The following is an 18267-nucleotide window of genomic DNA, read 5'->3' as shown; positions in this document are numbered from 1 at the left end:
TCGCACTGAAATGATACCTTTCCGGGATGATTAGAAATCGAACACTGTCTAAACGAGCCCGCAAAATAATCTTGTGAAATATAGGGTTATGGCTATTCGTGTAAAGAAACGCAAAAAGCCGCGAGGATCGCTCCCCGCGGCAGTGTTTTACGCAATTAACAGCTGGTGGTTCGCCAGCAGCGTCGCCAGATCTGTCTGCACCCCGTTCAGCGTCACCAGCGTGGTGGGCGAGAACTGACCGCCGGTGCCATCCAGGTCAACCTGGATCTCGGTGTTGCTGCCGTTCTGCACCACGCGGATGTAGTCGGCGATGTTGCCCGCGCTGCTGTCCAGCGTCGCCACGCCGTTGACGTAGCTCGCCGAGCCGGTGCCGGTATAACCGCTGTCGGAAAGCAGGTCGCGCAGGTCGATACGGTCCGTATCCGCCGTCCCTTCCCAGGTGCCGACGGTAAAGCCGTTTACCACATCGCTGCCGTTGCCGCCCGTCGCGTCAGACGCGTTGATCAGCTTATAGAGCAACGTATCGTGACCGCCGCTGCCGATGTTGAAGGTGTCGTTCCCGCCCCTGCCTTCGAACTGGTTATCACCGCTGTTGCCGGTGATCACGTCGTCATAGTCGGAGCCGTTGATGCCTTCAATATTCACCAGTGTCGCGGTATCGAATCCGGTACTCTGCGCCGTAGAGCGTCCTAAATCGACGGTGACGCCGGAAGTGGCGTTGCGATAATCCACGACATCCATGCCGCCCGTACTGCTCCACGTGTCGTGTTCAGAGGTCGTCGTCCAGCCACCGGAACCGTTGTAGGTATACGTCCCTGCTTCAGCGATAAAGGTATCGTTGTAGCCGGTTCCTGTCAGGGTGCCCTGGTGACCGCCCGTAGCAGCTTCAGCCGTCAGGGCGTAACTTTCTTTACCGTCTCCTGCCGTCAGCCCGTCCCAGGTTACGTTACTCGAAACACCGTTAACGGCACGAACCAGCACCGCGTGATACGTCTCGCTGGGATCCAGGCCGTAAAAACTGATGAGCGACGAGGAATCGTTAATGCCAATCCCGGACTGGGCATTGATGATTTCACTGGCGACCAGCTGGCCTGCCGCGTTGTACAGCTGGACAGTGTTGCCAAAGAAGGCGTTAATCCCTTCGCTGTCGACAATCTTCAGATGCAAGGCCGTACCTGGTGCGACCGTATTGGTATTCCGCTCCAGTAAAACCGTACCGTTTTGACGGAAAATGAGCAGATCCTGTGCGCCATCCCAGTCGTAATCAAGCAGAGCCGCGCCGGATACCTGAGTTGACGTAGCGGTACTGAATTTCGAAGCAGTAAAGCTTGCAGTACCTGCCAGTCCATCATTGGTGTAAAGATAAGACTGCCCGCTATTCGCCAGCTTGATGATGTCCATGTGACCGTCTAGGTTCCAGTCCACCGCCACGCTGACGTTACCCACAAACTTATCCGTGGTCGCCGTTCCAACCGCGGTGCCGGCCAGAAGGTTGCCGCTACCGTCGTTCAGCATTAACACCCCGCCCTGACTGGTTCCGCTGGAGGTACGGGACATGCTCATATACAGGTCCATGTAACCATCACCGTTAAAGTCGGCCCAGGTCATACTCACGGCATTGGACGCTGCGGCGGAACCATAGCCGCTGTACATGGTATTGGTGAAGTTTTGCCCCCACGTAAATGAGCCATTGCCCTGGTTAAACATGGTCGACAGGGCATAGTTGTTGCCCCCGTTGGTCGTATGCTGGGCAATATCCACTTTCCCGTCGTTGTTCAAATCCACACCGGACGTTTCAATCAGACTGTTGTAGTTACCTACCGTTGATCCCGATACGAAACTGGAGTACGTACCGGACTTCGAACTGCCCGTCAGCGTGCCGTTGTTATTGAGCATGACGGTGCTGGAATCAGGCCCGCCAGCATCGCCGATGACAAAGTCAGTGTAACCATCGCCCTTGATGTCAATGGCGACCACCGCGCCATACCACACCGCAGCCCCCATATTGGTCAGCGTACTGGAGGTGTATGTACCGTCTCCATTGTTAATCAGCTGCACCATGTACGAGTAACTTGTCCCTTCCGCCAGCACGTCAGCCAGCCCGTCGCGGTTGATATCCGCGTAAGTACCGGTTGTGTAATTTCCCGTCATTGAGAAATTGCCTGAAACGGTGTAAGCGTTACGGCTACTGGTATTGGCGGATGCGAATTGCTGGTTGGCCATAATCGTCCACAGCCCATCCGAATCCAGCATATAGCTGGCAGAATAGGAGTAGTTCGCGGCGGTAAATGACCAGGCCGGCGTCAATGATTCTTCACTCCCTACAATCAGGCTACCGGTGGTCAACCCAGCGGTATTACCGTTGCCGGCGCTGCTTTTCACCTGTGCCGTAACATCATAATTCTTCACGCTCAGCGCATCGCCGTCAGGGAGCTGCAAATACCATGTGTTGTTATCCGGATCGACCACGACCGCACCGCCAGTCTCTGAGGTGTAGGTTTTATCGTTCACGGTGATAACCACGTACTCGCCGTTGGTCAGTCCCGCCGATACCAGTCCACTCAGAATCGGGGTGCTATCTGTCGTCGTCTGAGGGTTAATGGTCACGGTGGTTGTCGGGATACTCGTATCCACTTTCAGCACGAAATCATCTGAGTCGGTGAAGTTACCTGCCAGATCGGTCACACGCAGCATATAGACGTGATTACCGTCATTCAGACCACTGTCCTGGAAATACCAGCTGGCGGCGCCGTTCATCGTCACCTGTCCCAGCAGCACACCGTCACGATACAGTTGCACGATCTCGCCATTGTCCGGCGCACGGTTAAGCGTCCCGTTAATCACTGGAGAGTTGTCATCTGTTGCCACCGAAGCGCCGAAGCTGCCCTGACGTTCGCCTTCCCCGTCGGTATAGCTGACCACCGTTCCCACCGTATCAGGCGGCGTGGTATCAACCGTTACTACCTGCGAAGTGGTTGAGCCGACGTTGCCCGCTTGGTCGATGATCCGCACCTGGTAGTTGTAATCCCCGTCCGCCAGATCGCGGGTGTCCGTATAGCTCCAGCGCTGGTTAGTGACGGTAGCGTCAATCCAGGTATTGCCGCCGTCGAGGCTAATCTGTACGCGCTCGTCGCTGGCCAGCGCGCTGCCCAACGAACCGTTGATTGTCAGCGAGGTGTCCATGGTGATGAAATCACTTCCGGACTGCCCGGTATCTTCGCTGATGCTGTCAATGGTGATGCCGTACTGCGGCGCCTGGGTATCCACCGTCCCGTCCTGCGTGGTGGTGGCCCCGACGTTGCCCGCCTGATCGACAACCCGCACCTGATAGCGGTAGTCGCCGTCGGCCAGGGTGCGCGCGTCGGTATAGCGCCACTGGGTACCGCTTACCGTGGCGTAAACCCAGGTGGTGCCGCCATCCATGCTCACCTGCACATACTCACCCGCCCCGAGTTCGGCCCCGAGCGTCCCGTTGAGCGTGTACGAGGTCGAACTGGTCAGGAAGTCATTGTTATCGAAACCGCTATCGACGGTGATGTTATCCACGGTCACCGTAATCGCCGCATCCGGCGCGACCGTATCGACCGTCACCTGCTGATGAGCGCTGGCACCCACGTTGCCCGCCGCATCCACTACGCGAACGTAGTAGTCATAGGTCTGGTTACCCAGCGTGCGGCCGTCCACGTAGTACCAACTGTTGCCGGTGACGATCACGTTCTGCCAGGTGACGCCGCCGTCGATGCTGATCTGGGCATATTCGCCGTCGGCCAGCGTCGCGCCGAGTGAGCCGTGCAGGGTCAGGGACGTGTCGCGAGTGATAAAGTCGCTGCTGCTCAGGCCGGTATCATCGCTGATGCTGTCGATAGCGATCGTTTTGCTGGCGTCCGGCGCGACGGTATCAATGGTCACCACCTGGCTGGTGGTGGCGCTGATATTCCCCGCGTCGTCAATCACGCGCAGCTGGTAGTTGTAATCCCCGTCGGTCAGCGTACGGCCATCAATATACGTCCAGCTCAGGCCGCTAACGCTCACGTCAGTCCAGGTCGCGCCACCGTCCAGGCTGATCTGGGCGTGGTCGCCGCTGCCCAGGGCCGCGCCGAGCGTACCTTTCAGGCTGATCTGGTTGTCGCTGGTAATGAAGTCGCTGTCGGACAGGCCGGTATCCTGCGAGACGGAATCCACGGTAATGGTCGCCGCCACAGGCTTCGTCAGATCGATTACCACGTCCTGGCTGTCCGTTGCCCCAACGTTGCCCGCGTTATCAATCACGCGTACCTGGTACTGATACGTACCGTCCGTCAGGGTGCGGCCATCAGTGTAGCGCCAGGTGGTGCCGGTGACGGTCAGGTCGATCCAGGTGACGCCGCCGTCAAGGCTGATCTGCGCCTTCTCGTTATTGCCGAGCTGCGCGGTCAGGGAACCATTCACCACCACCTGGCTGTCGTTGGTGATGAAGTCATTCGCGCTGAGGCCGGTATCGTTTTGCAGGGAATCAATGCTGATCCCCATCGACGGTGCGGTGAGATCCACGGTTACGGTGTGGTTATCGCTGACGCTGTTGCCGATGGCGTTGCTCACCTGCGCGTTAATCACGTACGAACCGCCGTCCGCCAGCGCGGTCACGTCTGCGCTGCCGACCGTATAGCTCCAGGTGCCGTCATTTTGAACGGTAGCCGTGTAGGTTTTACCGTTAAGCGTAATTGTCACCGTCTGGCCCGCTGGCGCATCGGTGGTGCCGCTGATAACCAGTGGCGTGCCATGTTCGGCGGCATTTACGATATCGTCCTGCGCAAAGGTGTTAATGGCGATGGTCGGCACGTCGCCGTTAAGCGTCACGTCGTGCGTTGCGCTGCCCGGGTTACCTGCCTTATCGCTCACCGTAGCCGTAATGGTGTAATCCCCGTCGCTCAGGCCAAGGAAATCACGCCCCGGCACGAAGACCGACCAGGAGCCGTTAGCCGCCACGGTCGCCTGATAGCTGTGGCCGTTGAAGGAGACGGTCACCGTCTGGCCCTGTTCCGCGGTGGTGGTCCCGCTGATGGTCTGCCCCGCCAGCTGCTCGGCGTTGTTGACGATATCGTCATCGGCCACGGTGCTAATGGTGACGGCTGGCGCGATGGTATCGACCGTTAAGGTATGCGTCGTCTGGCCGCTGTTACCGGCTTTATCGTTGACCGAAGCGGTGACCGTCAGCGCGCCCTGGCTCAGGGCGGCCAGGTCGGCTGCCGGCACGTCGAGCGTCCAGGTGCCGTCGCTGCCGACAAGCGCAGTGTAGGTTTTTCCTCCCAGCGTCACGGTAACGGTCTGACCCGCCTCCGCGCTGGAAGATCCGTGCACGGTCAGCGGCTGCTGCGCTTCCGCGGCGTTCAGCATGTCGTCAACCGACAGCTTCCCAATGCTCACCACCGGCGCAGTGGTATCCACGCTGATGGTGTGCGTCGCCGAGGCGCTGTTCCCGGCGCTGTCCTGCGCCGAAACAGAAACCTGGTAGCTCGCGCCGTCGGCCAGGGTGCCCACGTCGGCGGCCGGTACGGTGGTTGTCCAGGAGCCATCGCTCTGGATAGTGGCCGTATAGCTCTTACCATTCAGGGTGATAGTGACCTGCGTACCGCTGGCGAACTGCGCGCTGGAGCCGTTGATGACCAGCGACGCGCCCGCTTCTGCCGCATTGATCACGTCATCACCGCTGAGGGTGTTGACGGTCAGCGCGACCGATGCGGTATTTACCACCACGTCATGAGTCTGAGTGCTGCTATTGCCTGCGCTGTCGGTGATAGTCGCGCTAAGGGTTACGGTGCCGTCGGTCAGCGCGGAAATCACGCTGGCCGGAACACCCACGCTCCATTTGCCGCTGGCGTCAACGGTGGTGGTGTACTGGTTCGAACCGATGGTGATGACCACCTTATCGCCGACGCTGGCGCCGGTTGCGGTGCCGCTGACGATCTGCGCCTGCCCGTGCTCCACGCTGTTGATGACGTCATCGCCCGCCACAACGTTAAAGCTGACGGTCGGCGGCGTGGTATCAAGCGTAATCGCTTTCCCCGCGCTGCCCGGATTACCCGCGGCGTCACTCACGCTGGCCTGCACGGTGTAACCGTTATCCGCCAGTGCGGAAAGGTCTGTGCCCGGCACGTTCACGCTCCAGACGCCGCCCTGCTGAACCTGTGCGGTGTAGCTGTTTCCGCCCAGCGTCACGGTGACCGTCTGACCGACTTCAGCCGTGGTGGTGCCGGAAATGGCCACGCCCGCAGCCGCTTCGCTGCCGTTGATCACGTTGTCGCCGGCTACCGTATCAATGGTCACGGTTGGCGCAGTCGCGTCCACGCTGTATTCGCGGCCCGCCGAGGCGCTGTTGCCGTGCGCGTTGGTGACGCTCACCTGCACGCTGGCGTCACCGTCCTTCAGGCCCGCGAGATCGGCGGAAGGCACGGTGGCCGTCCAGTTACCGTCAGCATCCACCTTCGCGGTGTACGTCTTGCCGCCGAAGGTAACGGTAACGGTCTGGTTTTCCTCAACGTTCGAGGTGCTGCCGGAGAGCACCAGATCCACGCCTTTCTCCGCCGCGTTAATAACGTCGTCGGTGGCAATCGCATCAATGCTGATAGCCACCGCCGCCAGATCGACGGTCACGTCATGGCTGATGGAGACCGGGTTGCCCGCCGTGCTCTGGCCCGCTACGGTGACGGTCATCGTGCCTGCGGCCAGAGCGCCCACGTCTGCCGCCGGGATCGCCGCGGTCCAGGAGCCGTCTGCCAGTACCGACGCGGCATAGGTCTTGCCATTCACGGTCACGGTGAGCGTTGTGCCTGCCGCCAGCCCGTCACTGGTGCCGGAGACGATCAGGTTTTGACCATGCTCAATGCTGTTGATCACGTCATCGCCCGCCACGGTATTCACGCGCAGCCCCGGCAGGCTGGCGTCGATGGTGACATCGCGCTCGCCCGTTCCCATGTTGCCGTGGCCGTTGGTCACAGTCGCAGACACCGTCAGGTCGCCGTTGCCCAGCGCCGTCAGGACGGATTCCGGCACGTTCACGGACCAGGTCAGATCGCTCTGCACTGTCGCGGTGTACGTGTTGCCGCCAATGGTCACGGTGACGGTATTGCCCGCCTCCGCGTTCGCTACCTTGCCGCTGAGGGTCTGACCCGCGGCCACTTCCGCCGCGTTGATGACGTTATCGCCCGCAATGGTGTTGATGGTGACGGTTGGCAACGCGGTATCTACCAGCAGGTTCGCGGTGTTGCTCACGCTGTTGCCCACGCCGTTGGTGGCCGTCGCGTTCAGGGTGTAACTGGCCTGACCGAGACCGGTCAGATCCGCAGCCGGAACCGTCAGGCTCCAGGTGCCGTCTGCCGCAGTTGTCGCCGTGTAGTTTTTACCGTTCAGGGTCACGGTGACCAGGGTGCCTTCCGCCAGGTTGGCGCTGGTGCCGCTGACGCTCAGATCCTGGCCTTTTTCAACGGCGTTCAGGACGTTGTCATCGCTGATGGCGTTGAAGCTGACCGATGGCAGACCGGTATCGACGGTCACATTATGCGTGCCGCTGCCGGTATTGCCCGCCGCGTCGGTGACTGACACAGAGACGGTCGCGGTGCCGTCGCTGAGGCCTGAAATCACATTCGCCGGAACGCCCACGCTCCAGTTACCCGCCGCGTCCAGCACGGTGGTATAAGTCTGGCCGCCGATCGTGACGGTGACCTTATCGCCCGCCGCCGCGCCGGTGGCGGAGCCGCTGATAATCTGCGCCTGATTGTGTTCAGCCACGTTAATCACGTCGTCGCCTGCCACGGTGTGGATGGTCACTGCCGGAACGGTGACGTCCACCGTAAGGTTGTGGTCCGCCGACGCCGGGTTACCCGCCTTGTCGCTCACGCTCGCGGTCACGGTGACGCTGCCGTCGCTTAATCCTGCCAGATCCGCCGCCGGAACGTTCAGCGTCCAGCTGCCGTTCGCGCTGACGGTTGTGGTGTAATCTTTGCCGTTCAGCGATACGGTCACCGTCTGGCCCGCTTCGGCGGTGCTGGTGCCGGAGATTGCCAGGTCGGACTGCGCTTCTGAGGCGTTGAGGATATCGTCGGTGGCAATGGTGTTGATGGTCACGGACGGCGCGGTAGCATCCACGCTGTACTCACGGCCCGCCGAGGCGCTGTTGCCGTTCACATTGGTGACGCTCACCTGTACGCTGGCGTCACCATCCTTCAGGCCAGCCAGATCCGCTGACGGCACGGTGTAAGTCCAGTTGCCGCTGTCGTCCACGGTGGTGGTGTAGATCCTGCCGTTCAGACTAATGGTCACGGTCTGCCCGGCTTCCACGTTGGTGGTCACACCGGACAGCACCAGATCCGCGCCCTTCTCCGCCGCGTTAATCACGTCGTCGGTGGCAAGCGCATTGATGCTGATGGCAACGGTAGCCAGATCAACGGTCACGTCGTGGCTGATGGTGATCGGATTACCCGCCGCGCTGTCACCGGTAACGCTGATTTTCACGGTGCCTTCCGGCCACGCGCTCACGTCGGTGGACGGGATCGCAGCGCGCCAGGTGCCGTCTGCCAGCACCGTTGCCGCGTAATCTTTACCGTTGACGGTAACCGTCAGCGCCGTGCCCGGCGCCAGCCCGTCGCTGGTGCCTGAAACAATCAGGTTCTGCGCGTGCTCGATGGTGTTGACCACGTCGTCACCCGCCACGGTATCGACGCGCAGCCCCGGCAGGTTAGCGTCGATAGCGATCTCGCGCTCGCCGGTGCCGGTGTTGCCGTGGCCGTTGGTGACGGTCGCGGTTACGCTCAGGCTGCCGTTGCCGAGTGCGGTCAGCACGTCAGACGGCACGTTGACGGACCAGGACAAATTATTCTGCACCGTTGCGGTGTAGCTGTAGCCGCCGATAGTCACGGTCACGGTGTTGCCCGCTTCGGCATTCGCCACGGTGCCGCTCAGGGTCTGACCCGCGGCCACTTCCGCCGCGTTGATGACGTTGTCGCCCGCCACGGTGTTGATGGTGACGGTTGGCAGCGCGGTGTCGACAAGCAGGTTCGCAGAACTGCTCACGCTATTGCCCACGCCGTTGGTGGCCGTCGCGTTCAGGGTGTAACTGGCCTGACCGAGACCGGTCAGATCCGCAGCCGGAACCGTCAGGCTCCAGGTGCCGTCTGCCGCAGTTGTCGCCGTGTAGTTTTTACCGTTCAGGGTCACGGTGACCTGGGTGCCTTCCGCCAGGTTGGCGCTGGTGCCGCTGACGCTCAGATCCTGGCCTTTTTCAACGGCGTTCAGGACGTTGTCATCACTGATGGCGTTGAAGCTGACCGATGGCAGACCGGTATCGACGGTCACATTATGCGTGCCGCTGCCGGTATTGCCCGCCGCGTCGGTGACTGACACAGAGACGGTCACGGTGCCGTCGCTGAGGCCTGAAATCACATTCGCCGGAACGCCCACGCTCCAGTTACCCGCCGCATCCAGCACGGTGGTATAAGTCTGGCCGCCGATCGTGACGGTGACCTTATCGCCCGCCGCCGCGCCGGTGGCGGAGCCGCTGATAATCTGCGCCTGATTGTGTTCAGCCACGTTAATCACGTCGTCGCCTGCCACGGTGTGGATGGTCACCGCAGGTACGGTGACGTCCACCGTCAGGGCGTGGTCAACCGACGCCGGGTTACCCGCCTTGTCGCTCACGCTCGCGGTTACGGTGACGATGCCGTCGGTTAATCCTGCAAGGTCAGCTGCCGGCACGTTCAGCGTCCAGCTGCCGTTCGCGCTGACGGTTGTGGTGTAATCTTTGCCGTTCAGCGATACGATCACCGTCTGGCCTGCTTCGGCGGTGCTGGTGCCGGAGATTGCCAGGTCGGACTGTGCTTCTGAGGCGTTGAGGATATCGTCGGTGGCAATCGTGTTGATGGTCACGGACGGCGCGGTAGCATCCACGCTGTACTCGCGGCCCGCAGACGCGCTGTTGCCGTTCACGTTGGTGACGCTCACCTGCACGCTGGCATCACCGTCTTTCAGACCAGTCAGATCCGCAGACGGCACCGTGGCGGTCCATTTACCCTCAGCGTCCACCGTGGCGGTGTAGCTCTTGCCGCCGAAGGTGATGGTGACGGTTTGATTTTCCTCTACATTCGCGGTGGTGCCGGAGAGCACCAGATCCGCACCCCTCTCGGCGGCGTTGATAACGTCGTCGGAAGCAATGGCGTCAATGCTGATCGCGACGTTTGCCAGATCCACCGTCACATCATGGTTGATAGTCACCGGATTGCCCGCGCTGCTCTGGCCTTCAACGTTCACGGTGACCGCGCCTGCGGCAAGGGCACTCACGTCCGCAGAAGGGATCGCCGCGCTCCAGGTGCCGTCTGCCAGCACCGTGGCTGCATAGGTTTTACCGTTTACGGTGACGGTCAGCGCTGTGCCCGCCGTCAGGCCGTCGCTTGAACCCGTGATAATCAGATTCTGCCCGTGTTCGATGCTGTTAATCACGTCATCGCCCGCTACGGTGTCCACGCGCAGGCCCGGCAGATTCGCGTCGATAGTGATATCGCGCTCTCCGCTGCCGCTGTTGCCCACGCCGTTCGTGACGCTGGCGGTCACGGTCAGATCGCCATTGCCCAGCGCGGTGAGCACAGATTCCGGTACGCTGACGGACCAGGTCAGATCGCTCTGCACCGTTGCGGTGTAGTTATGGCCGCCAACAGACACAGTCACGGTGTTGCCCGCTTCGGCATTCACCACTGTGCCGCTAATGGTCTGGCCGGTTGCCAGCTCCGCCGCGTTGATCACGTCGTCGCCCGCCACGGCGTTAATGATGACGCCAGGCAGCACGGATTCCACGTTCACGGTGTGCGAGGTGCTGGTGCTGTTGCCGACGCTGTCCGTTGCGGAGGCCGACACGGTGTAAAGCGCTTCACCCAGTTGCCCCACCTCGCTCGCCGGAACGGTTGTGGTCCATTGGCCATTGGTATCCACCGTGGCGCTGTACGCTTTGCCGTTGAGCATCACGGTGACCACCGCGCCCGCGGCCAGCCCGGAAGCCGTACCTGTGATGGTCAGATCCTGCGTTTTCTCACTGCTGTTGATCACATCGTCGCCGGACACGGTGTCAATGGTCAGCACCGGCGCAGTGAGGTTGACTTCAACCTCGTGCGTTGTGCTGTTGCTGTTTCCGGCTTTATCGGTCAGTGCCGCGGTGATGGTGTGATCCCCGGCGGTCAGGGCACTCACGTCCGCCGCAGGCACGCCCACGCTCCACCTGCCGGAAGCGTCCAGGGTCGCCGTGTAATCTTTGTTATTGATGGTGACGGTCACCACGTCGCCCGCCGCCGCACCGGTCACGGAACCGGTGACAATCAGCGCCTGCGCATGCTCGGCGCTGTTGATCACGTCGTCGTCGGAAACGGTGTTAATGGTCAGCTGTGGCACCGTGGTATCCACCAGCACATCGCGGTCCGCCAAGGCCGGGTTACCCGCCTTATCCGCGACGGCTGCCGTGATGGTGTAACTGCCGTCGGTAATCGCGCCGATATCCGCAGACGGTACGGTGACGCTCCAGCTGCCGTTCGCCTGTACGGTGGTGGTGTAGTCCACGCCGTTCAGCGTCACGGTGACGGTCTGGCCCGCTTCGGCGTTGGAGACACCGTTAACGACCAGATCCTGCTGCGCTTCGGCCGCGTTGATGATGTTGTTGTCGCTGACGATCTCGATGGACACCGTCGGCGCGGTGGCGTCCACGCTGTACTCGCGGCCCGCCGAGGCGCTGTTGCCGTTCACGTTGGTGACGCTGACCTGCACGCTGGCGTCGCCGTCTTTCAGGCTACCTAAATCGGCAGACGGTACGGTCGCCGTCCAGTTGCCGCTGGCATCCACCGTCGCGCTATAGGTCTTACCGCCGAAAGTGATGGTAACGGTCTGGTTTTCTTCCACGTTGGTGGTGGCACCCGACAGCACCAGATCTGCGCCTTTTTCTGCCGCATTGATTACGTCGTCGGTAGCGATAGCGTCAATGCTGATAGCAACCGTCGCCAGGTCGACCTTCACGTCGTGGCTGATAGAAACCGGGTTGCCCGCTGCGCTCTGGCCTTCAACGGTCACGGTGACGGTGCCTTCGCTCAGCGCGCCGACGTCTGCTGCCGGAACGGCGGCCGTCCAGGTACCGTCTGCCAGTACGGTGGCCGCGTAGGTTTTACCGTTAACGGTCACCGTCAATGCTGAACCCGCTGCCAGACCGTCGCTGGAGCCGGTGATAATCAGGTTTTGTCCGTGTTCGATGCTGTTGATCACGTCGTCACCCGCCACCTTATCGACCCGCAGGCCAGGCAGGTTGGCATCAATCGTGATGTCGCGCTCGCCGGAGCCGGTATTACCGTGGCCGTTAGTGACGCTGGCGGATACGGTCAGGTCGCCGTTGCCGATGGCGGTTAACACGTCAGACGCGACGTTAACCGACCAGCTTAAATCGTCCTGCACGGTTGTCGTGTAGGTATTGCCACCCACCGAAATTGTGACAGTGTCACCACTCGCGGCACCGCTCACTTTCCCGCTCAGGGTTTGTCCGGAAGCCACTTCCGCCGCGTTAATGACGTCGTCGGTGGCAACCGCATTAATGGTGACCTGCGGCAGCGCGCTGTCGACCAGCACGCTATGGCTGGTGTTCGCACTATTACCCGCAGTATCGGTCACGCTGGCCGTCACGCTATAGCTCGCTTCGCCCAATGCCGAGACGTTTGCCGCCGGAACGGTGACGCTCCAGTTACCGCTGGCATCGGTGGTGGCGGCGTAACTGATACCGTTCAGGGTTACGGTGATGCGGGTCCCGTCCGGCTGGTTGCTGGTACCGGAGATCAACAGGTCCTGGCCTTTTTCGGTCGCGTTGATCACGTCGTCAACCGCCAGGGTATTGATGGCAATCACCGGCGCGGTCAGGGAAACGTCAAACGCATGCGTCGCGCTGGTGCTGTTGCCCGCTTTATCGGTGACCGTGGCGGAGATCGTCTGATCGCCGTTAGCCAGCGCGCCCACGTCCGTCGCCGGAACGCCCACGCTCCAGTTACCGGCACCGTCCAGCATCGCTGTGTAGTCTTTGCCGTTCAGGGTCAAGGTAATCACATCGCCCGCCTGCGCGCCCGTCACCTTGCCGGTGACAATCAGCGCCTGGCCGTGCTCGGCAATATTAACAATGTCGTCGCCCGCCACAATGTCGAAGGTAATCTGCGGCACGGTAGTGTCGACCAGCACGGACGCCCCTGCACTGGCCGGGTTGCCCGCTTTATCGGACACGGTCACCGTGACCGCCGCGCTGCCGTCGGCGATCCCCGCCAGATCCGCCGCCGGTACGTCCAGCGTCCAGCTGCCGTTTGCCTGCACCTGGGCGGTGTACTGATTGCCGTTGAAGGTCACGGTGACCGTCTGGCCTGCTTCGGCAGTAGACCTCCCGCTCAGGGTCAGCTCCTGCGCCGCCTCTGCCGCATTCAGCATGTTGTCGCCGCTGATGGTGTTGATGGTGACCGCTGGCGCGGCGGTAGCGACGCTGAATGCCAGCGAGGAAGAGGCCGCGTTGCCGTTCACGTTGGTTACGCTGACCTGTACGCTGGCTTCGCCGTCCTTCAGGCCGCTCAGATCGGCAGCCGGTACGGTGCAGGTCCAGTCACCGTTGGCATCGACCGTCGTGGTCCAGGTTTTACCCGCAAAGATAATGGTAACGGTCTGGCCCGCTTCAACGTTCGAGGAGGAGCCGGACAGCACCAGATCCTGGCCTTTTTCTGCCGCGTTCAGCACGTTGTCGTCCGTCACGCTGTTAATGCTTATCGCCACCGGGGCGAGATCGACATCCACAACGGTACCGATGTTCACCGGGTTGCCGGAGGTATCCTGCGCGCTGGCGCTGATGGTGAGCGACCCGTCCGCCCACCGGGAGACGTCTGCGGCCGGAACCGCAGCCTGCCATGTGCCGTCCGCCAGTACCGATGCGGAATAACTCTTGCCGTTGATGGTCACGGTGACGGTGCTACCCGCCGCCAGGTCGGTGCTGGTGCCGGAGATAACCAGGTTCTGCACGTGTTCAATAACGTTAATGACGTCGTCACCGGCGACGGTATCAATGCGCAGGCCGGGCAGCTCGGCGTCAATGGTGACATCCAGGGAAGACGATCCGGTATTGCCGTGCGCGTTCGTCACGCTGGCCGATACGGTCAGATCGCCGTTGCCGAGCGCGGTTAACTGACTCTGGGTTAACGGCAGGCTCCAGGTGAGATCGTCCTGTACGGTAGCCGTGTATGTCTGCCCGCCGAGGATAATCGTGACGGTATCGCCCGATGCCGCGTTAGAAACCTTTCCGGTCAGGGTTTGCCCTGCGGCCACTTCCGCCGCGTTGACGATATTGTCGCCCGCGAAGTTGTTGAGGGTAACAACCGGCAGCGAGCTGTCCACCAGCACATCGTGCGTGGCAGCGGCGCTATTGCCCACATTATCGGTGACGCTCGCCGTTACGGTGTAATTGGCTTCACCCAGCGCGCTCACCGCAGAGGCGGGTACGGTAACGCTCCAGTTGCCGCTGACGTCGGTGGTGGCGGTGTAGTTGATACCGTTCAGATTAACAGTGATGGTGGTTCCTTCCGGCTGGTTGCTGGTACCGGAAAGCAGCAGATCTTCGCCCTTCTCTGCCGCATTGATCACGTCATCCGCTGCCAGCGTGTTAATACCGATAACGGGCGTCACAGTATTGACCACCACATCCGCTGAACTGCTGCCGGTGTTGCCGGACCGATCGGTCACGGAGACGTTAATAGTCCAGGTGCCGTCCGTCAGCCCCTGAATGACGGACGCAGGCAGGCCGAGACTCCAGTTTCCTGCCGCATCCACCACGGTGGTGTAGTCCACGTTATTGATGGTGATGGTGACCAAATCGCCCGCCGCCGCGCCGGTGACGGAGCCGCTCAGGATCTGCGCCTGAGCATGGGCCAGCTGGTTAACGGTGTTGGTGTCGGTGACGAAATCGTTGATGGTCACCTGCGGTACGGTGGCATCCACCAGCCCAACGCGGTCCGCGCTGCTGCTGTTGCCCGCCACGTCACTGACGGTGGCCGTCACGGTGACATTGCCATCGGTCAGCGCGCCCACGTCGGCGGCAGGCACGTTCAGCTGCCAGCGACCGTCCGCCTGTACCGTGGTCTGGTAAGATTTACCGTTCAGCGTCACGGTGACCGTCTGGCCCGTTTCAGCGGTTGTGCTGCCGCTGAGCACCAGATCCTGCTGCGCTTCTGCCGCATTAATGATGTTGTCGTCGGTCAGGTTATCAAGCGTAATGGCTGGCGGCTGCGTATCGACGATCACCACGCGTGAGGCGTCCGCGCTGTTGCCGTTGACGTTAGTCACGCTGACGCTCACCTGCGCACGCCCGTCGATCAGCGTTTCCATCGCGCTCGCCGGAACGGTCAGGTGCCAGGAGCCGTCCTGCTGCACCTGTGCAGTAAAGGTTTGATCCGCGAATTTCACCACCACGGTCTGCCCGGCCTCCACGCCCTGCGTCTGACCAGAAAGCGTGACATCCGCGCCTTTTTCTGCCGCGTTGAGCATATCGTCAGTGGTTACGGTATTGATGGTGACAGCCACCGCATTCAGGTCAAGCTCGATCGGGTGTTCAGCCGCCACGGTGTTGCCCCAGGCATCTTCCGCGCTGACGCTGACGGTGATGCCTCCCGCCGTCCATGCCTGAAGGTCCGCCGCCGGCACGCCAATCTGCCAGCTGCCGCTGGCGTTAACCGTGGTGACGTATTCGACATTATTGATGGTAACGGTGATCTGTGTGCCTTCGGCCAGATGAGTGCTGGAGCCGGTGACGGCCAGATCCTGCTGCTGCTCGATGGCGTTAATCACGTCATCGCCAGAGATCGTGTTCACGCGCAGGCCCGGCAGTTCGGCGTTGATGTTGATATCACGTTCGCCGGTGCCGGTATTGCCGTGCGCATTGGTGACAGAGGCGCTGAAGGTTAAATCGCCGTCGCCAAACGCCTGGAGGTCGGCCGATGGGATCGTCACGCTCCATTTCAGGTCGCTGCCAACCGTCGCGGTGTAGCTCTTGCCGCCCACGGTGACTGAGACGGTATCGCCCGCCGCCGCGCCGGTGACGCGTCCACTGAGGGTTTGGTCAACCGCCGCTTCGGCGTTATTGACCAGGTTATCCCCGGCAAAGGTGTTGACGATCACCTGCGGCAGCACGGTGTCTACCAGCAGATTCGCCTCGGCGGAGCCGCTGTTACCCACGCTGTCGGTGCCGCTGACGCTGACGGTGTAAAGGGTATTCGCCAGATCCAGCACGTCGGAGACCGGCACCTGAACGGACCAGCGACCGTTCTCAACGGTGGCCTGATAGTTAACGTTGTTCAGCGTCACGGTGACAGCGCTGCCGTTCGGCAGATTACTGGTCCCGCTCAGGCTCAGGGGCTGCATGGCCTCCTGCGCATTCAGGACGTTATCCTGGCTGATGGGATCAAGGGTAAATTCCGGCGGGTTGCCGCTCAGCGTAATGCCGTGCGTCGCGCTGCCGGTGTTGCCCGCCGCATCGGTCACGGCGACCGAAATGCTGTGGCTACCTTCCCCCAGCGCGCCAATGACGGAGGCAGGCACGCCGACGCTCCAGCTGCCGTCCGCCTGGACGACACCGGTAAAGGTCTTGCCGCCAACGGTCACGGTGACTACGTCGCCCTCCGCCGCGCCGTTCGCCTGGCCGGAAATAATCTGCGCCTGCCCCTGCTCGCTGGTGTTCAGAATGTCGTCGCCCGCGACGGTGTTGATAGTGACCACTGGCGCTGCGGTATCGACCGTGAAATCGGCGGTGATGGAGGACCCATTACCCGCTTTGTCGCTGACGTTTACCGTCAGGGTGTACTCGCCGTTAGCCAGCGTCTGTACTTGACTGGCCGGAAGCGTAACGAACCAGCTGCCGTCGCTGCCCACGGTCGCCGTGTGATTTTTGCCGTTCAGCGTGACCGACACAATCTGGCCCGCTTCCGCATCGGTTTTCCCCGTCAGCGTCAGCGGCTGATTATGTTCAGCCGCGTTGATGATGTTGTCCTGGGCGATCGTGTCGACAGAGATCACTGGCGAGGCGGTATCCACGCCAATCGTCTGGCTGCCGGACACGGTGTTGCCCGCCGCGTCTTTTCCGCTGACGTTGACCGTCCAGGTACCATCGCCCAGCGCCTGTGCGTCGGCAGCAGGCACCTTCACGCTCCATGCGCCGTTTGCTCCCACTTCTGCGGTATAGGTTTTACCGTTGAGCGTGACGGTAAGCTCCGTTCCCTGCGCCAGGTTTTTGCTGGTGCCGGACAGCGTAAAGCCCGCGGACTGTTCGCTGGCGTTGATCACGTTATCGCCCGCCGTGGTGGCGAGCGTCACGCTGGTATCCGCTGTAGAAACGGTTACGGTAATACTGCCCGCAGAGGTCGTTTTACTGCCGTCGATCTGTACGACGGACCAGGTATGTTCCCCGTCCGCCTGGGTCGGGAGTGTTACCGTCCAGGTGCCGTCCTTCGCGACCATGGTGCTGGCGATGGTGCTGCCGCTGCCGTCTTTAACCTGAATGGTCGCGCCCGGCTGCCCGGTACCGCTGAAGGTGGGGGTGTTATCATCCGTGACCTCTTTTGCACTCAGCACGCCCTGCTTGTCACCCGCGTTGTCCGCCAGCAAAAATGTCGGCGTAGCGCTTTCGACTTCTTTTGTATTATCAATAACCCTGGTTTTGGTTTCGCCATCGCCGCCGTGAGCCAGCAGTGCGCCGATCGCACCGCCCCCTAACGCCGCACCGGCAATCCAGCCCCACGGCGCATCGCTTAATACGCTTCCCTGCTCCAGGAAAGGTTCAATGCTGCTAATGGGTGCAGCCTGGGCGGTTAATTCGGTGGCGGCAACGCCTGATGCTTCGCCGGCATCGGCAAATGAAATATGCGTCAACGCCTGGTTATCGTTAAATACCAGTTCGGAATGATTATGGGTTTCCGTGTCTTCGACAAAATAATTATTGCAGCGGATCACGCTGCCATCTTTCATATAAATGAGGAGGTCATTCCCCTGGCGGACATAACGCACCACGTCCTGAGCAGAACCCTGAATTTCAATCACGCTCGGTGAGGAAATAGAAACCGAGAGATTCCCTTCACCGGTTAATTTCGTCTTCTCTGCCGTTTTGCGAATGATGACATCAACAACTTTTGCGGTACTCATATTCTTCTCCTTGCAGGTGCGCGTATTCCTGTGGATATGTCCACCAGAGGGATGTAGCTATCCTTG

1 protein-coding gene is annotated in these 18267 nt (G+C 61.2%); it reads right to left on the bottom strand.

Annotated elements, in window-relative coordinates:
- Positions 1-147: 147 nt before the first annotated feature.
- Positions 148-18201, bottom strand: coding sequence for an Ig-like domain-containing protein (locus tag ACOTX1_RS08060; RefSeq protein WP_263521974.1), 18054 nt, complete (start codon positions 18199-18201; stop codon positions 148-150).
- Between the last annotated feature and the right edge of the window lie 66 nt (positions 18202-18267).

It is taken from the genome of Enterobacter cloacae complex sp. IR5401, assembly GCF_049238425.1.
GTDB classification, from domain to species: domain Bacteria; phylum Pseudomonadota; class Gammaproteobacteria; order Enterobacterales; family Enterobacteriaceae; genus Enterobacter; species Enterobacter hormaechei_C.
This window is presented reverse-complemented; position numbering and strand designations above follow the sequence as displayed.